Consider the following 16,938-nt stretch of genomic DNA (forward strand, 5'->3'; position numbering starts at 1 on the left):
CCTTCCCCTCGTACCAGGCCATGCTGGAGTCGGAGGACGTCGACGCGGTCGCGATCTTCACCCAGCGGTGGACGCACGGGCCGCTGGTGCGTTGTAGATCGAGATCGTCGACTTGTTGCCCTTCTTGTCGGCGATCTTGGCGTGGAAGGAGATGGCCTTCCCCTTCGCCGGGTTCTTGACGGTGATCTTGCCGTTCTTGACGTCGAGCTTCTTCCAGGTCTTGCCGTAGTCGTACGACACGTACACCGACAGCGACTTCAGGTTGCTGCCCTTGGCCGCGCCCTCGACGGTGACCGGGATGCTGGCCGTCTTGCCGGCCGCGACCTTGCTGTCCAGGCCGGTGGCCGCGTTGAAGCGGGCCGTGGAGGCGGGCAGCTGCTTGATGTCGCTTGTCTTCTTCGAGCGGAACGTCCAGCTGGCGTCGATGCGGGTGGAGGCCGCCGCGACCTTGACGCTGCGCTTGACCGAGGTCGTCAGCTTGTACTCGGCGTCACCGGCCGGGACCTTGAACGTCTTCTCGCCGAACAGCGGGTCGTCGTTGCTGCCGACCTTCTTGCCGTTGCGGTACAGCGTCGTGGCCGCCGACGTGAACTGCGAGTAGCCCACGTTGCCCTTGCCGTCGGCGAACAGCGGCAGGGAGCCGTAGATCTCGTTGTTCTCGCGGAAGATGCCGAAGTCGGCGTTGAGACGCGGTTGGAAGACGGCCGTGTTGACGGTCTTGGAGTAGCTCTTGCCGGCCGCGTACTTCTGCTGGCCCATCGAGTAGGCGGCCTCGTCGACCGGGAAGCCGTCGGCGTCCACCCCGCCGGACTGGGCGAACTCGAGCTGCCACTGCACACCGCCCTGGGCGGACAGGTGCAGCGTCCGGGTGCCGGGCAGGGTCTGCGGGATGCCGATCGAGGAGGCGCTGGAGCTCCACGGCATCCAGCCCACCGCGTTGATCGCGCCCTTCTTGCCGCTCGCCGCGGCACCGAGGCCGACCTTCACCGTGGCCAGCTCACCGGCCTTGTAGTGCTTGGTGAAACCGGTGGCGAGCTGCTTGACCGGCCCGCCGGCGACGGTGTTGTACTCCTCCTTGCCGCCCTTGCTCCAGTGGCCGTCCCACTGCTGGGTCACCGAACCGTCGGTGATCTGCGGGCCGACGTGGGCGGTGCGGATGTCCGCGAAGGAGTCCAGCCACCAGCCGAAGCCGTAGCTGTTGTTCCCGGCCTCGACGGTGTAGTCGGCCGAGGCGAACTCGGACTTGGCGCCCGCGGCCGGGATGGTGATGTCCACGGCCTTGGCCTTGCTCGCGTCCAGCGTGACCGTCGTGTTCTTGGAGACGTTCAGCTTGGGCTGCGCGAGCCAGTCGACACCCTCGAACTTCTCGGGGTCGTCGCCCACGTAGACGTTCGAGTTGAGGATGTAGGTGCCCTTGGGCAGCCGCGCGGTGACCGTGCCGTCCGCGTCGTACGGCATGGCCCCCTTGCCCTTGCCGAGGCCCGCGATGCCGGTCAGGTCGGCGCTGTAGTTCTTCGCCGGCTTGCCGTCACGGTCCAGGACCTTCAGCGTGACGTCGTACGACTCGACCTCGCGCTGCACCGCCGCCGCCGTGCGGATCGTCTGGCCGCCGCCCGTCGCCGTCACGTACGAGGAGTACGCGCCGTCGAGCGTGCCGCCCAGCTTGGTGTCGACGGTGAACGGGACGGAGGCCTTGCCGCCGGCCGGGACGGTCACCGTGGTGGCGCCGAGCTTGAAGAAGCCGGCCGGGGCGGCCTGGCCCTTCGGGTTGGTGGCGGTCGACGCCAGCTTCAGCGTGACGTCCTTCGTACCGAGGTTGCGGTACGTCAGTTCCTTGGTGACCGGCTTGTCGTCGGTGTGCGGCCACTGCTGGACGCCGAAGCTCACGGACGCCGGCTCGGCGATCACGGACTGCTTGATGGCCTGGTCGACCTGGACGCGGCCCGAACCCTGCTGGAACGGCGTGTACTTGCCGCCCTTGGTGGAGCCCGTGAGGGCGCCCTTCAGCTCGGTGTACTTCCACTCGGGGTGCTGCTGCTTCAGGATCGCCGCCGCGCCCGCGACGTGCGGGGTCGCCATCGACGTTCCGGAGATCGTCATGTAACCGGCCGGCTTCTCGCCGACCTCCTGGGCTATCTGGTTGCCCGGGGCGGAGGCCGCGGTGATGTCCACGCCGGGCGCGGTCACGTCGGGCTTGAGGGCGCCGTCCATGGCGGGGCCGCGGCTGGAGAAGTCGGCCAGCACGTCCTTGTCGTCGACCGCGCCGACGGTCAGGGCCGCGGCGGCGCTGCCCGGGGAGCCGATGGTCTGGTCGCCGAAGTCGCCCTCGTTGCCGGCGGCGATGGCGAACAGGACGCCCTTCTCCTCGGACAGCTTGTTCACCCCCGCTTCCAGCGCGTCGATCGCGGGGGTGTCTCCGCCGCCCAGGCTCATGTTGATGACGTCGGCGCCCTCGGCGGCGGCCCACTCCATGCCGGCGAGGATCTCGGAGTCGCTGCCGAATCCGCCGTCGTCGAGGACCTTGCCGTTGAGGATCTTCGCGCCGGGCGCGACGCCCTTGTACTTGCCGCCGGACTTCTTGCCCGTGCCGGCCGCGATCGAGGCGACGTGCGTGCCGTGGCCGACCTTGTCGGTGGTGTCGGGCGAGGTGGTGAAGTTCTTGGCGCCCACGACCTGGCCCTTGAGGTCGTCGTGGGTGGCGTCGACACCGGTGTCCAGGACGGCGATCTTGACGCCCTTGCCGTCGTAGCCGGCCGACCACGCCTTGGGGGTGCCGATCTGCGCGACGGACTTGTCGAGGCTGGCCTTGCGGACGCCGTCGAGCCAGACGTGCGCGATGCCGGAGGCGGTCTTGTCCCCGTTGGTGACCGCGTCCCACAGCTCGGGCGCGTCCTCCTGCGGCGCCTGCACGGCGTCCGCGTTCAGGGACTTCAGCGAGTGGCTCAGCGTGCCCGCGTCACGGACGTCGGCCTTGGCGGCGGCCGCGCTGCCCTTGTAGCCGACGATGACCTTCAGGCCCTTCTTCTGGGCCTTGCGGGTCGCGGACTTGTTCAGCTCGGTGACGTCGAAGAGCCGCTGGTCGAGCTTGCCGGTGGCGACCAGACGGGCCGCGTCGGCCGGGATCACGAGGGTGTGGCCGTCGAGCTTGCGGACCTGGACGGGAATGCCCTCACGGCCCTTGGCCCGCTCCAGGCCGACGACACGGCCCTTGGCGTCGAGGGCGACCCGGTCACCGGTGATCAGCGTGACGTGGTGCTTTGCGGTGAGCGAGGCCGGCTTGGATGCGGCGGCCGCCTGCTCGGCGTCGGCGGACGCCGGGCTGGTCATGCCCGCCGCCAGGGCCACGGCTGCCGCTGTGGCGACCGTGGCCGCGTACGCCCTTTTCACTTGTCTGCGCAAGTTTCCCCCTTGCAGATGTACCGGGCGAATTCCCCGTTCACCCGGCCGGGGGTGGTCTCGCACGCATACGCGTACACCCCCCGGAATAGGCAGTATGCCGAGGGGTGATCACGTGCTCAATAGATGAGAAGAGGGTAAGAAATCCGTCGGCCGACTGTTACACGGCCGCCGGAACTCTGTTACAGGATTGGAGAATTACGCACGAGTGTTCTCCTTGACAGAGATGTGCCCCTTGTGAATGGTCGCCAGACGCGGGGCCTTCCTCGCCAGGGCCGAGTCGTGGGTGACCATGACGAAGGTGAGCCCGAGCTCCTGCCACATGCGCTCCAGCACGTCCATGATCTCGTCCCGCGTCGACTCGTCGAGATTGCCCGTGGGTTCGTCGGCGAGCAGCACCTTCGGCTGTTTCACCAGGGCCCGGGCGATGGCCACGCGCTGCTGCTGGCCGCCCGACATCTCGCCGGGCAGATGCGTGAGCCGCTCCCCGAGACCGACCGACCGCAGTGCCTCGGCGGCCCGTTCGCGGCGCTGCTTCGGCTTGACGCCGAGCGGCACGAGAGCGGTCTCGACGTTCTCCTGTGCGGTGAGCGTCGGGATCAGGTTGAAGGTCTGGAAGACGAAACCGATGTTCTCGCTGCGCACGCGGGTGAGGCGGGCCTCCGGCAGCGCGGCGAGGTCGGTGCCGTCGAGGACGACCTGGCCGGAGGTGGGGCGGTCGAGGCCGCCGAGCATCTGGAGCAGGGTGGATTTGCCGCCGCCGGTGGGGCCCTGGATGACGAGACGGTCGCCGTCGGGGATGGTGAGGTCGATGCCGTCGAGGGCCTGGACGGTTTCTTTGGACCGGGTGTAGTGCTTGGTCACGGCTGTGAGTTCGTACACGGGGGACTCCTGGGTTCGTCTTCGGATGCGGGCGCGGGTGCGTCTACTCCACGCGGCGCAGAGCGTCCGCCGGGCGCAGTCGCGAAGCCCGCCAGCCGCCGAACGCCCCGGCGACCAGGCCGCCCGTCACCGCCAGGGCCACCGCCAGCGCGATCGTCGTCAGGCTGACCGGGGCGGTGAGGGCGACGTCGAGGGTCTTCGCCGCCGCCGCACGCCCGGGCCCGCCGCGGAAGCCCCCGAAGCCGCCCCCGGCTCCTGTCCCCCCGCCCAACTGCGCTTGCAGCGTGGGGCTCACGGCCGTCACGGCGTAGGCGCCCGCCAGTCCGAGCGCGATGCCCAGCGCCCCGCCGACCAGGCCGTTGACGACCGCCTCGCCGACCACCTGTCCGGTCACCCGGCCCGACTTCCAGCCCAGTGCCTTGAGCGTGCCGAACTCGCGGACCCGGCGGGAGACCGCCGCGGACGTGAGCAGGCCCGCCACCAGGAACGCGGCCACGAGCACCGCGACCGACAGCCACCTGCCGACGCTCGCGGCGAGCGAGGAGGCCGTGGACAGGGAGCCGGAGACGGTGTCGACGAGGTCGGCGGAGGTGGTGACCGTCGTGCCCGGGATGTTCTTCTGGATCTCCGCCTTGACGCCGCCGATGCGCTGCGAGTCGGTCGCCTTGACGTAGATCGTGGTGACCTTGTCCTTGGCGTCGGCCAGCGTCTGCGCTTGTTTCAGCGGGATGTAGAGGTCGGCGGCGGCGTCCCCGCTGTCGGCGGTGGCGATGCCGACGACCTCGAACTTTTTGTTCTTGACGGTGACCACGGACCCGGTCTTGAGCTTCTTCTCCTTGGCGTACGCCGAGTCCGCCACGGCGACCTTCGCGTTCGTCTCGCCCGTGGTGAACGTACGGCCACTGGTGATCCTGGAGGAGGTCAGCGGGCCGAGGGCCGGCTCGGTGACGTCGGTGCCGTAGACGGAGTAGTTGTTGACGTCGAAGTCGGCGCCGCCGCCCTCGACACGGCCCTGCGGGGAGGGCTGGGCGCCCCGGCCCCCGCCCTGCCCGCCGCCCCCGCCCTGCTGGAACCGCCCGCGCGTGAACTCGCCGCTGACCTTGAGGACCTGCAGGCTCAGCCCGCCCACCGCGTCCGCGACGCCGCTCTGCCCGTCCACCTCGCCCACGGTCGAACTCGCCAGCGTCTGGAAGCCCTGCACCATGACGCGGTCGCTGCTCTGCTCGCCGCCGGAGCCGTCGTCCTGCGCGTCGAAGCGGAACCGCGGCCGCTCGGAGCCGCTGCCGGCCGGTGCCGCGGCCTTGGTGACGGTCATGTCCGTGCCGAGGCCGTACAGCGACTGCAGGACCTTCTCCTGCGCCTTGCCCATGCCTGCGGAGACGGAGGTGACCACGATGACCAGCGCGATGCCGAGCGCCAGCCCGGAGGCGACGACGAGGGCCGCCTTTCTACGGCGGCGCAGCTCGCGCCTCAAGTAGGTGAAGAACATGGCGGCAAGCTAGGGACGGTCTGTGATGAGGGCTTGAGCCGCGCATAAGAGCCGGATGAGAAGAGACGGAGGCCGCCGCCCGCCCCTTCGTCCGGGGTGGGCGGCGGCCTCCGTCAGTGGGACCGGGACTGCCGGGCCGTCAGAGGGCCGAGCCGGCCTTCCAGTCGGCCCAGTTCATGTTCCAGCCGTTGAGGCCGTTGTCCGGGGCGATGGTCTTGTCGCCGGTGTTCTCGACGACCACCACGTCACCGATCATCGAGTTGTCGTAGAACCACGCACCCGGGGTGTTCGGGTCGTCGGCGCCCTTGGCGTCCTGGAGGCCGACGCAGCCGTGGCTGGTGTTCACGCTGCCGAAGATGGACTTCGCGCCCCAGTAGTTGCCGTGGATGAACGTGCCGGAGCTGGAGAGGCGGATGGCGTGCGGCACGTCCTTGATGTCGTACTCGCCCTTGCCGTCGTCGTCCGTGAAGCCCACGGTCGCGCCGTTCATGCGCGTCTCCTTGAACTTCTCGGACATCACCATGATGCCCTGGTAGGTCTTGTTCTCCGGCGAGCCGGCGGAGATCGGGATGGTCCGCACGACCTTGCCGTCCTGCGTGACCTTCATCTGCTTGGTCTTCGCGTCGACGTAGGAGATCTGGTTGCGGCCGATCTTGAAGGTGACCGTCTTCTGCTGGACGCCGTAGACGCCCTCGGCGCCCTCGACACCGTCGAGCGCGAGCTTCAGCGTGACGGTGGAGCCTTCCTTCCAGTACTCGTCGGGACGGCAGTCCATGCGGTTGGCGTTGAACCAGTGGCAGGCGACCTCCTGGCCGCTGGTCGTGCTGACCTTGATGCCCTTCTGGACGGCCGCCTTGTTGGTGATCGCCTTGTCGAAGTTGATCGAGACCGGCATGCCGACGCCGACGGTGGTGCCGTCGTCCGGGGTGAAGTTGCCGATGAAGCTGTTGGCCGGGGAGACCGTGGTGAACGACGCGTTCTCGTGGGCGACGCGGCCGTCGGAGTCCTTCGCCTCCGCCGACAGCTTGTAGGTGGTGGAGCGCTCCAGCTGCGTGCTGGGCTTCCAGCTGGTCTTGTCGGCGGATATCTGGCCGCTGACCTCCGTGCCGTCGGAGGTGGTCATCTTCACGGCCGTGAGCGTGCCCTTGCTCACCGTGACGGCCGCGGAGTTGTTGATCGAGGCGTTGTCCGAGCCGTCCTTGGGCGTGATCTTGATCTGGGCCTCGGAGGTCTTCTTGGCCGCGGCCTCGTCGACCTTCGACTGGGAGCTGTCGCCGCCGTCGCTGCCCGAGGCGTTGTCGTCGCCGCCGGAACACGCCGAGAGCACCAGCACTCCGCCGAGCAGTGCGGACGCGACCGTCAGGCCCCTGCGCCGCTTACTGACCGTCATCACACGCTTCTCCATCGTTGCCGATTTCCCCAAAACCCCGAGTGTCCCCGTCAGAAATCCAAGTGCCCCCGTCAGGACTCGCGAGTCCCTCGTCGAGAACTTTCAACGCTACGACCGGTTCGCCCGGTTCCCCAGGTCACCCAGGTGTGGGGATCAACACGTCCGTGGCGGACGATGCCGGGCGAGGCGGCTGCGGTCGATGCGCCCCGTGAGACGCGAAGACCCCGGACGGCGGTTGCCGTCCGGGGTCACCGATTTCCCCGGCGGTCTCAGCGATCGCCGTCCTCGCCGTCGAGGACATCATCCTCGTCGAGGTCCCAGTCCGGCGAATCGGGGTCGTAGTCGATCCGTTCACTGCTCCAGGAGGCCTGCTGGAGCTCCACCCCCGGCACCTGGCTGACCAGGTCGAACGGATCAACGAGGTACGCGAGGGCCTCCGCGGTGTCTTCCGTCACAGTGCTCTCGGCGTGGGCCCGTTCCGCCGCGGGCATCCCGGCGTCGTCGGCGAGCCGGCGCAGCGCGGACTTGGTGACGGCGTCGGCGTCCTCGATTTCGAGAACGACCTCCACCCGAACCCGGACAAACCGTGATGTCTCTGGAGTGCTCATGGCGGGAGCGTACGGCCAAGAGCGCCCGTGACTTTCCCGTGACCCGCGCCTTTCACTAACATCGCTCCACACGGCCAATTCGCCGACGCCACAAGGGGATCGATATTCCGTGTCATCCGCTCGCCGTCCGTTGCTGACCGCCACCGCAGCGGCGACCCTGCTGGGCGCCCTGTGGTTCGTCCCGTCCGCCAACGCGACGTCGGACTCACCGGTGAGAGACGCGGTGGCGACGAGCCCGTCGCCGCTGGTCACGGAGCAGGCGCGGATCGCCGCCACGACCGCCGACACCTCGGTCACCGGTACCCGGCTGGCCGACACCGGCAGCTTCGACAGCACGCCGTACGTGATCGGCGGGACCGCCTGTCTCACGCTGGGCGCCGGGTTCGTGGTGTATTCGGTCCGCCGGGAACGGCTCGGTTTCTGACCGCACTTGACGAAAGGCCCCGCCGAGCGGCGGGGCCTTTCGCGTCCTGCGGGCCGTTCTACGTGTCCCACGGGCCGTTCTATGTGCCCTGCGGGCGTACTACCTGTCCCGCGGGCGTTCTACCGGAGCGGCCCGGTGACGCTCTCCACGGCGGCCAGCAGCCGCCCCTCGCGCACGAACGCGTCCGCCGCGGCCAGGTCGGGCGCCAGGAACCGGTCCGGTCCGGGGCCCTGGACGCCCGCGTCCCGCAGGGCGTCGATGACCGCCCGCGACGCGGGCGCCGGGGTCAGCCCCTCGCGCAGTTCGATCGCGCGGGTGGCGGCGTACAGTTCGACGGCCAGGACACGGGCGAGGTTGTCGACGGCCGTGCGCAGCTTGCGCGCCGCCGACCAGCCCATCGAGACGTGGTCCTCCTGCATGGCGGAGGACGGGATCGAGTCGGCGGACGCCGGTACGGCGAGCCGCTTCAGCTCGCTCACCAGCGCCGCCTGCGTGTACTGAGCGATCATCAGGCCCGAGTCCACACCGGCGTCGTCGGCGAGGAAGGGCGGCAGCCCGTGGCTGCGGTTCTTGTCGAGCAGCCGGTCGGTGCGCCGCTCCGCGATGGAGCCGAGGTCGGCGGCGGCGATGGCGAGGAAGTCCAGGACGTAGGCGACCGGCGCCCCGTGGAAGTTGCCGTTGGACTCCACGCGCCCGTCGGGCAGCACCACCGGGTTGTCCACCGCCGACGCCAGCTCACGGTCGGCGACCAGCCGGGCGTGCGCCATGGTGTCCCGTCCGGCACCGGCGACCTGCGGAGCGCAGCGCACCGAGTAGGCGTCCTGGACGCGCGGCGCGTCGTCCTGGTGATGCCCGGTCAGGCCCGAGCCCTTCAGCACGGCCAGCATGTTGGCGGCGCTGGCGGCCTGCCCCGGGTGCGGCCGGATGGCGTGCAGCTCGGGGGCGAGGACCTTGTCGGTGCCGAGCAGGGCCTCCAGGGACAGGGCGGCCGTGACGTCGGCGGAGCGGTAGAGCGTCTCCAGGTCGGCCAGGGCCATGACCAGCATGCCGAGCATGCCGTCGGTGCCGTTGAGGAGGGCGAGGCCTTCCTTCTCGCGCAGTTCGACCGGCTGGATGCCGTGCGCGGCGAGCAGTTCGGCGGCCGGGCGTACGACGCCGTCGGGGCCTTCGGCGTCGCCCTCCCCCATGAGCGTGAGCGCGCAGTGGGACAGCGGCGCGAGGTCGCCGGAGCAGCCGAGGCTTCCGTACTCGTGCACGACCGGGGTGATACCGGCGTTGAGGAGGGCGGCCATGGTGCGCGCCACCTCGGGGCGTACGCCGGTGTGCCCGGAGCAGACGGTCTTCAGCCGCAGGAACATCAGGGCGCGGACGACCTCCCGCTCGACCCGCGGCCCCATCCCGGCGGCGTGCGAGCGGACGATGTTGCGCTGGAGCTGGGCGCGCAGCTCGGGGCTGATGTGCCGGGTCGCCAGGGCCCCGAAGCCGGTGCTCACGCCGTACACGGGGTCCGGCTTGGCCGCCAGCGCGTCCACGATCTCGCGGGCCGCGGCGAGGGCGGCCACGGCCTCCTCGGAGAGCTCGACGCGGGCGCCGGCACGCGCCACGGCGAGCACGTCGGACGCGGTCACCCCGGACGTCCCCACCACCACAGTGTGCATATCCATATTCAGGAGCGTACGCAGTGAATTCGATGATGTCACCACTGGGGGCGGGGTTCGCCCCTTACTGATGCGTCACACCGCACTGATGCGTCACGCCGCCGGACGGCTTCAGGGCGCGTGCCGGCCGCGGAACCTCCGGCGCTCGCCATCGGCCTCCTGGGACGGCTCGTCCGCGAGCCGCATCACGGGATCGTCCGGTCCGGCCCGGCCCGCGACCACCGGCCGGGCGGCCCGCTCGGCCTTGGCCCGGTACTGGGCGGCGTCGGCGAGCCGGAACAGCCGGCGGGCGGAGCGCACGGGCCCGATCGGATCCTCGGTGGACGCGAGACCGCAGGCCACGCCGTCGCCCAGCTCCAACTCGGCCGCCCGGCGGCACAGTTCACCGGCGGCCTTCACGACCTGGTCGGCGGGCGGCCCGACGGCGAGCAGACAGAACTCGTCCCCGCCGAGCCGGGCGGCCAGGGCCCCCGGCAGCATGGCCCCGCACAGCGACAGCACCGAGCCGAAACGCTCCAGGAGGCGGTCGCCGGCGGCGTGCCCGTGGGTGTCGTTGACCCGCTTGAGCCCGTTGAGATCGCAGACGACCAGACTGACGACGGCTCCGTCCCGGCGGTGCCGCTCGATCGCCTGCTCCAGGCGTACGTCCACGGCGCGGCGGTTGGCGAGCCCGGTGAGCGCGTCGGTGTACGCGAGGCGGCGCGCCTCCTCCAGCCGCTCGGTCTGGGCGATGCCGGCGGCCACGACGGAGGCGAGGACGGTGGCGAAGTCGGCGTCGGCCCGCCCGAAGACGGGCTCGCCGGCCGGCCTCGCCACGTACAGCTCGCCCCAGGCCCTGCCGTGCAGCACGATCGGCGCGACCACGCAGCAGCCGCGGCCCCGCCGGCGCAGGGCGGCGACGCGCTGGTGGCAGTAGCCGGGCTGCCCGGCCGCGAGCCCTTCGGCGGTCTCCACCCACGCGTCCGGCTCCCCGCCGCCGGCCCACTGCTCGTGCAGGAACTCGGTGATCTCCGCGAACTGGTGCACCGGATACGCCTCGTCCTCGGGGAACTCCTCCTCCCCCTCGGCCAGCTCCCCCACGTTCACGAGGACCTTCAGCCGCCCGAGCTCCCGCTCCCACACCGACAGCGCGGCGAAGCTCCCGCCCAGCGCCCGGCACGCCCCGGCCGCCGCGGCACGCCACGCCTCACGCGACCCGTGCGCCGCCGCCATCCCCTGAGCCAACGCGACGACGGCAGCGAGCCGTCTGTCCTCACCCATCACTCCAGGCTAGGGAGTTTCCAGCCAGACTGACCTGTTTACGACGCGAACGGGGACGACTTGACGTGGGGGCGGCCCGGCTGCGGAGGCCTGCCCGATCACTCCCCCGGCCACTCCGGCTTGCGCCGCTCGTTGAACGCCGCGACGCCCTCCGCCCGGTCCCCCGAGAACGCCACCGCCCGCCACGCCGCGTCCTCCACCTCCAGCCCGGCGCGCAGATCCAGCCCCTGCCCGAGCCGCAGCGCCCGCTTCGCCGCCCGCAGGCCCACCGGCGAGTTCCCGGCGATCCGCGCCGCCAGCGCCAACGCCTCCTCCCGGTCCCGCCCGGCCTCCACCACCTGGTCGACCAGGCCCAACTCGCCCGCCTCCACGGCCTCCACCCGCCGCGCCGAGAAGATCAGCTCGGCCGCCCGGGCCGCCCCCACCCGCCGGGGCAGCAACTGCGTACCGCCACCGCCGGGAATCACCCCCACCGACACCTCCGGCAGACCCACCACGGCCGTACGGTCCGCCACGATCACGTCGCAGGCCAGCGCCAGCTCGAAGCCGCCGCCCAGCGCGAACCCGTGCACCGCCGCCACCGTCGGCACCGGCAGCTCCAGCACCCCCGTGTACGCCCCGCGCGTCACCGGCCGCTGCCGCAGCAGATCCGCGTCGCTGAACGAGTTCCGCTCCTTCAGATCCGCCCCGACGCAGAACGCCCGCTCATGCGTCGAGGTCAGCACCACCACCCGGACGTCCCGGTCCTCCCCCAGCGCCGCGCACGCCCCGGCCACGCACCGCGCCATCTCCGTCGACACGGCGTTCATGGCCTTGGGCCGGTCGAGGACGAGCTCCGCGACATGCCCCTGCTCATGCCGCCGCACCAGCACGAACTCCCCGAACCGTTCCTCACTCATGACACCCTCCGGTTAACGCGTGTTAACAACATCGCCGCTCCGATCATCGCAGCCGCGCCCCACCGGCGAAAGAGCGGACGCGTCCGGTTCCCGCACCCACCACCCGCCCACCCGTTCGAGTGACATCCGCCCAACTCGGGCCCGACCGCCCATGGCAGCGCATAACGTGCGTCAGCCACGGCGCACTGGGGGCGCGTGCGCATCGGGAGGGACCGTGATGACGACGAACACGCCGGCGACGCCGCGACGGAACACCGGGGCCGCCACGGCACCCCGCCGACCGGAGCCGGCCACGCCCTACGATCCGGCCCCGGCGGAACCCGGCCTCTTCGCCCCCCGCGTGCGCGGCCGCCACCGCAAGCCCCGCCCCCGCAAGGTCCTGCTCGCCGCCGGCGGTCTCGCCCTGGCCGCGGGCGCCCTGAGCCTCGTGCGCCTGGCCTCCGGACCGAGCACCGACAGCATCGGCACCGTCGAGGCCGAGCCCCGCCCGGACCCCGTCCCCACCGGTACGGACGAGGCCCCCGACATCGCGGCGAGCTTCCCGGCCGCCCCCGAGGCGAGCCCTTCGTCGCCCACCGCCCTGGGCGGCCTGACCCCGTCACCGGCCACCCGTGGACCGGTCGCCTCCCGCACCCCGGCCGCCACCACGACCGACGCCCGCGGGACGGACAAGGCGCCCAGGGCCGCCGCGCCCGGCGCCACGACCGTGCCCGGCCTTCCGGACACCCCGGCGCCGGCTCCTCCGGCGGACGTCCCGCGTCCGGCCCCGACCCCGGCACCGAGCCGGACCGCGCCCGCTCCGGCTCCGGCTCCGGCTCCGGCTCCGGCTCCCGAGCCCGACGACCCGAAGAAGCCGCAGGACCCGGGCCTGTGCGTGCCGGTCATCGGCGTGTGCGTGGACACACCGGGCGGCGGGGACTGAGCCGGGACCGACTGAGCCGGGTGAGCCGGGACCGACTGAGCCGGGCCCGGCCGCCGGTGCCTTACGGCCGCACGTCCCGGCGCGTGAGCAGCCACGGCTCCACGACGCCGAGGCCACGCACCGGCCGCTGCCACATCGGCTGGAGCGCGAACCGGTACGCCGGCGGCTCCTCGCCCTCCTTCTCCGCCGCCGCGGCCTCCTCGGCCGCCTCCGCCTCGGAGGCCGGGGCGTCCTGCGTGCGGATCAGCTCCTCGGCGAAGGCGGTGTCGACGAGGACGGCGTCCTTCGGAGCTATCGAGGTGAGCCGGGAGGCCAGGTTCACGGTCGTACCGAAGACATCACCCATACGGGTGGTCACCGTGCCGAACGCCATGCCGACGCGCAGCTCCGGCATCGTCTCGTCGTGCGCCATGGTCTCGATCAGCCGCAGCGCGATCTCGGCGGCCGTGCCCGCGTCGTCGGCCGCGTACAGCACCTCGTCGCCGAGGGTCTTGATCAGCCGCCCGCCGTTCGCGGCCACCAGGTCGGCGGCCGTGGTCTCGAAGGCCTCGACCAGTTCGCCGAGCTCCTCCTCCTCCATCCGCCGGGTCAGCCGGGTGAACCCGACCAGGTCCGCGAAGCCCACCGCCAGCCGCCGGTCGACCATCTCCTCGTCGTCGGCGGCCTGCACGACCCGTCCGGCCGAGGCGGCGAGCTGGCGCCGCCAGACGTAGACCAGGAACTCCTCCAGCTCGGGCAGGAGCAGCTCGACGATCGGGTACGTCACCTCGGTGCGCGTCATGCCCGGCTCGGGCGGCTCGGTCAGCCCCTCCAGGAACGAGTCGATCTGCCACTCGGCGAGCCGCGCGGTGGTCTGCCCGGTGGACCGGGCCACCTGTACGGCCATCGCCTCGCTCAGCAGGCCCGCCTCGACGAGGCCGGCGAGGCGCCGCAGGGCCAGGACGTCCGCCTCCGTGAGCGCCTTGGCCTGCCCGATGTCGGCGAAGCCCATCGCCCGCCAGAAGCGGGAGGCCAGTTCCATGGAGACGCCGGCGCTGCGGGCCGCCTGGAACGGGGTGTAGCGGCGCTCGGCGCCCAGGATGAGCTGTTCCAGCCGCAGGGCGAGCGGATCCTCGCCGGGGTCGGCGCCCTGCGCGTCCGTGCCGGAGCCCGAGTCGTCGACGGTCACGCGTGCTGCCCTTCCGATCTGTCACGGTCATGTATCGACCGGCCTCAACTCTACGGCAGGTGTGCGCCAGCTCACTCCGTTTGGTCTGGCCGGGGGGTGGGGTGCCCAGCGTTTGCTGACACTCGGCGTCAGTGCCCGGCCTCCCTGGGGGCTGCCGCCCCCAGACCCCCGATCGGCCTGAACGGCCTCGTCCTCAATCGCCGGACGGGCTGCTCGGCACGCCCCCGGCTGGCGCGCCCCCGGAATCGGCCTCAGGCAGGCCTCAGGTGCACGATGTCCCCCGCCCCCACAGGCTCCTGCACCCCCTCCCCCGTCGCCAGCACCAGCCGACCGTCCCCGTCCACCGCGACGGCCTCCCCCACCACCGCCCGGTCCCCGGGCAACTCCGCCCGTACGACCCGCCCGAGCGTCGCGCACCCCGCCGCGTACGCCTCCTGCAAGCCGCTCACCCCGGGGTCACCCCCCGCCGCACGCCACTTCCCGTACCACTCCTCCAGGGAGCGGAGCACCCCCCGCAGCAGCGGATCCCGGTCCGTGCTCACCGCCCCGGCCAGCGCCAGCGACCCGGCCGTCGGCACCGGCAGCTCGTCCTGCTTCAGCGTGACGTTGACGCCGACCCCGATGACGACCCCGTCGTCACCGGCCCGCTCGGCGAGGATCCCGCCGGCCTTGCGTTCCTCTCCGCCCACCGTGACCAGCAGGTCGTTCGGCCACTTCAGAGCCGTGTCGACACCCGCCGCGCGCGCCAGCCCCGTGGCCACCGCGACGCCCGTGAGCAGCGGCAGCCACCCCCACCGCGCCACCGGCACCTCGCCCGGCGTGAGCAGCACGGAGAAGAACAGCCCCGACCGGGGCGGGGCGGTCCACTGCCGGTCCAGGCGCCCCCGCCCGGCCGTCTGCTCCTCGGCGACGAGCACCGCCCCCTCGGTGGCCCTGCCCTCGGCCGCCCGGGCCACCAGGTCGGAGTTGGTCGAGCCGGTGCGCTGGACGATCTCCACCTCCGACCACAGCCCTCCCTCCCGCACCAGTCCCCGGCGCAGGGCGGTGACGTTGAGGGGCGGCCGGTCCAGGTCGGACCAGCGGCTCCCGTTCGGCTCTGATGCATCTCGCGGCGTCATGCAAGCCACCCTAGGTGTGGTAAACGCCGCACTGCCGATGCGGAGGCACCCCACTACGCTACGGATGAGTAACCGTCCCCCCTTTTGAGCAGGCAGGGAGCCGCATCCCGATGTCCGAGCCGGAAGAGCAGCAGCAGCCTGACATTCACACGACCGCGGGCAAGCTCGCGGATCTGAAGCGCCGCATCGAGGAAGCGACGCACGCCGGCTCCGCACGCGCCGTGGAGAAGCAGCACGCCAAGGGCAAGCTGACGGCCCGTGAGCGGATCGAGCTCCTGCTCGACGAGGGCTCCTTCGTCGAGCTCGACGAGTTCGCCCGGCACCGCTCCACCAACTTCGGCCTCGACAAGAACCGCCCGTACGGCGACGGCGTCGTCACCGGGTACGGCACCGTCGACGGCCGCCCCGTCGCCGTGTTCTCGCAGGACTTCACCGTCTTCGGCGGGGCCCTCGGCGAGGTCTACGGGCAGAAGATCGTCAAGGTCATGGACTTCGCCCTGAAGACCGGCTGCCCGGTCATCGGCATCAACGACTCCGGCGGCGCCCGCATCCAGGAGGGCGTGGCCTCCCTCGGCGCGTACGGCGAGATCTTCCGCCGCAACACCCACGCCTCCGGCGTCATCCCGCAGATCAGCCTGGTCGTCGGGCCGTGCGCGGGCGGCGCGGTCTACTCCCCGGCCATCACCGACTTCACGGTCATGGTCGACCAGACCTCGCACATGTTCATCACCGGCCCGGACGTCATCAAGACCGTCACCGGCGAGGACGTCGGCTTCGAGGAGCTGGGCGGCGCCCGGACCCACAACGCGACCTCCGGCGTGGCCCACCACATGGCGGGCGACGAGAAGGACGCGATCGAGTACATCAAGCAGCTGCTGTCGTACCTGCCGTCCAACAACCTCTCCGAGCCGCCCGCCTTCCCCGAGGAGGCCGACCTGGAGGTCACGGACGAGGACCGCGAGCTGGACACGATCGTCCCGGACAGCGCGAACCAGCCGTACGACATGCACGCGGTGATCGAGCACGTCCTGGACGACGCCGAGTTCTTCGAGACGCAGCCGCTGTACGCGCCGAACATCGTCACCGGCTTCGGCCGGGTCGAGGGCCACCCCGTCGGCATCATCGCCAACCAGCCCACGCAGCTGGCCGGCTGCCTGGACATCAAGGCCAGCGAGAAGGCGGCACGCTTCGTGCGGACGTGCGACGCCTTCAACGTCCCGGTGCTCACCTTCGTCGACGTCCCCGGCTTCCTGCCCGGCGTCGGCCAGGAGCACGACGGCATCATCCGCCGCGGCGCCAAGCTGATCTACGCCTACGCCGAGGCGACCGTCCCGCTCATCACGATCATCACCCGCAAGGCCTTCGGCGGCGCCTACGACGTGATGGGCTCCAAGCACCTGGGCGCCGACCTCAACCTCGCCTGGCCCACCGCCCAGATCGCCGTCATGGGCGCCCAGGGCGCGGTCAACATCCTGCACCGCCGCACCCTCGCCGAGGCCGAGGCCGCCGGGGAGGACCTGGAGGCGGTCCGGGCCCGGCTGATCCAGGAGTACGAGGACACCCTGCTCAACCCCTACGTCGCGGCCGAGCGCGGCTACGTCGACGCGGTGATCCTGCCGTCCGACACCCGCCGGCACGTCGTACGGGGTCTGCGTCAACTGCGCACGAAGCGGGAATCCCTGCCTCCGAAGAAGCACGGCAACATCCCCCTCTAGTCACCAGGA

Annotated in this window: 13 protein-coding genes; 3 read left to right on the plus strand and 10 right to left on the minus strand. The window is 71.4% G+C overall.

Features of this window, described 5'->3' with window-relative positions:
- Positions 1–57: 57 nt before the first annotated feature.
- The 5 genes from ABZ948_RS01145 to ABZ948_RS01165 all read right to left on the minus strand — a co-directional run bounded on the left by ABZ948_RS01145 (position 58) and on the right by ABZ948_RS01165 (position 7,765).
- Positions 58–3,327 (minus strand): S8 family peptidase, encoded by a 3,270-nt coding sequence (locus tag ABZ948_RS01145; protein ID WP_435857447.1) that lies wholly within the window; start codon positions 3,325–3,327, stop codon positions 58–60.
- A 267-nt stretch (positions 3,328–3,594) separates the two neighbouring features.
- The gene (locus ABZ948_RS01150; RefSeq protein WP_359756121.1) at positions 3,595–4,278 is read right to left on the minus strand and encodes an ABC transporter ATP-binding protein; all 684 of its coding nucleotides are present in this window, start codon (positions 4,276–4,278) and stop codon (positions 3,595–3,597) included.
- Positions 4,279–4,321: 43 nt separating this feature from the next.
- Positions 4,322–5,767 (minus strand): ABC transporter permease, encoded by a 1,446-nt coding sequence (locus ABZ948_RS01155; RefSeq protein WP_359756123.1) that lies wholly within the window; start codon positions 5,765–5,767, stop codon positions 4,322–4,324.
- A 139-nt stretch (positions 5,768–5,906) separates the two neighbouring features.
- Positions 5,907–7,157 (minus strand): L,D-transpeptidase, encoded by a 1,251-nt coding sequence (locus tag ABZ948_RS01160; RefSeq protein ID WP_359756125.1) that lies wholly within the window; start codon positions 7,155–7,157, stop codon positions 5,907–5,909.
- Between the two features lie 269 nt (positions 7,158–7,426).
- The gene (locus ABZ948_RS01165; protein WP_359756126.1) at positions 7,427–7,765 is read right to left on the minus strand and encodes a hypothetical protein; all 339 of its coding nucleotides are present in this window, start codon (positions 7,763–7,765) and stop codon (positions 7,427–7,429) included.
- Between the two features lie 109 nt (positions 7,766–7,874).
- Here ABZ948_RS01165 and ABZ948_RS01170 point away from each other — a divergent pair, with 109 nt between their 5' ends.
- Positions 7,875–8,189 carry a hypothetical protein gene (locus ABZ948_RS01170; RefSeq protein ID WP_359756127.1) on the plus strand — a complete coding sequence of 105 codons (315 nt, stop codon included), beginning with the start codon at positions 7,875–7,877 and terminating at the stop codon, positions 8,187–8,189.
- 119 nt (positions 8,190–8,308) lie between these two features.
- Here the strand turns inward: ABZ948_RS01170 and hutH are convergent, their stop codons facing one another.
- The 3 genes from hutH to ABZ948_RS01185 all read right to left on the minus strand — a co-directional run bounded on the left by hutH (position 8,309) and on the right by ABZ948_RS01185 (position 12,006).
- The gene (gene hutH, locus ABZ948_RS01175; RefSeq protein WP_359756390.1) at positions 8,309–9,847 is read right to left on the minus strand and encodes a histidine ammonia-lyase; all 1,539 of its coding nucleotides are present in this window, start codon (positions 9,845–9,847) and stop codon (positions 8,309–8,311) included.
- A gap of 111 nt (positions 9,848–9,958) precedes the next feature.
- Positions 9,959–11,107 (minus strand): GGDEF domain-containing protein, encoded by a 1,149-nt coding sequence (locus tag ABZ948_RS01180; RefSeq protein ID WP_359756128.1) that lies wholly within the window; start codon positions 11,105–11,107, stop codon positions 9,959–9,961.
- Between the two features lie 98 nt (positions 11,108–11,205).
- A complete protein-coding gene (locus ABZ948_RS01185) occupies positions 11,206–12,006 on the minus strand; it encodes an enoyl-CoA hydratase/isomerase family protein (protein WP_359756129.1) in 801 nt (266 codons plus the stop codon).
- Between the two features lie 217 nt (positions 12,007–12,223).
- Between ABZ948_RS01185 and ABZ948_RS01190 the strand changes: the two genes are divergently transcribed.
- Positions 12,224–12,928, plus strand: a complete 705-nt coding sequence (locus tag ABZ948_RS01190) for a hypothetical protein (RefSeq protein WP_359756130.1) — start codon at positions 12,224–12,226, stop codon at positions 12,926–12,928.
- Between the two features lie 61 nt (positions 12,929–12,989).
- Here the strand turns inward: ABZ948_RS01190 and ABZ948_RS01195 are convergent, their stop codons facing one another.
- Together ABZ948_RS01195 and ABZ948_RS01200 are read right to left on the minus strand one after the other, a co-directional pair.
- A complete protein-coding gene (locus ABZ948_RS01195; protein WP_359756132.1) occupies positions 12,990–14,096 on the minus strand; it encodes an adenylate/guanylate cyclase domain-containing protein in 1,107 nt (368 codons plus the stop codon).
- Between the two features lie 251 nt (positions 14,097–14,347).
- Positions 14,348–15,214, minus strand: a complete 867-nt coding sequence (locus ABZ948_RS01200) for a biotin--[acetyl-CoA-carboxylase] ligase (protein ID WP_359756133.1) — start codon at positions 15,212–15,214, stop codon at positions 14,348–14,350.
- Positions 15,215–15,324: 110 nt separating this feature from the next.
- Here ABZ948_RS01200 and ABZ948_RS01205 point away from each other — a divergent pair, with 110 nt between their 5' ends.
- Positions 15,325–16,929, plus strand: coding sequence for an acyl-CoA carboxylase subunit beta (locus ABZ948_RS01205; protein WP_359756135.1), 1,605 nt, complete (start codon positions 15,325–15,327; stop codon positions 16,927–16,929).
- Positions 16,930–16,938 lie beyond the last annotated feature (9 nt).

It is taken from the genome of Streptomyces olindensis, assembly GCF_040645895.1.
GTDB lineage: Bacteria > Actinomycetota > Actinomycetes > Streptomycetales > Streptomycetaceae > Streptomyces > Streptomyces olindensis.

Excerpts from the sequence above, each read along its gene's own strand:
- ABZ948_RS01145 (WP_435857447.1), bottom strand. The coding sequence starts at position 3,327 with ATGACCAGCCCGGCGTCCGCCGACGCCGAGCAGGCGGCCGCCGCATCC.
- ABZ948_RS01155 (WP_359756123.1), bottom strand. The coding sequence starts at position 5,767 with ATGTTCTTCACCTACTTGAGGCGCGAGCTGCGCCGCCGTAGAAAGGCG.
- ABZ948_RS01160 (WP_359756125.1), bottom strand. The coding sequence starts at position 7,157 with ATGACGGTCAGTAAGCGGCGCAGGGGCCTGACGGTCGCGTCCGCACTG.
- ABZ948_RS01165 (WP_359756126.1), bottom strand. The coding sequence starts at position 7,765 with ATGAGCACTCCAGAGACATCACGGTTTGTCCGGGTTCGGGTGGAGGTC.
- hutH (WP_359756390.1), bottom strand. The coding sequence starts at position 9,847 with ATGCACACTGTGGTGGTGGGGACGTCCGGGGTGACCGCGTCCGACGTG.
- ABZ948_RS01180 (WP_359756128.1), bottom strand. The coding sequence starts at position 11,107 with ATGGGTGAGGACAGACGGCTCGCTGCCGTCGTCGCGTTGGCTCAGGGG.
- ABZ948_RS01185 (WP_359756129.1), bottom strand. The coding sequence starts at position 12,006 with ATGAGTGAGGAACGGTTCGGGGAGTTCGTGCTGGTGCGGCGGCATGAG.
- ABZ948_RS01190 (WP_359756130.1), top strand. The coding sequence starts at position 12,224 with ATGACGACGAACACGCCGGCGACGCCGCGACGGAACACCGGGGCCGCC.
- ABZ948_RS01200 (WP_359756133.1), bottom strand. The coding sequence starts at position 15,214 with ATGACGCCGCGAGATGCATCAGAGCCGAACGGGAGCCGCTGGTCCGAC.
- ABZ948_RS01205 (WP_359756135.1), top strand. The coding sequence starts at position 15,325 with ATGTCCGAGCCGGAAGAGCAGCAGCAGCCTGACATTCACACGACCGCG.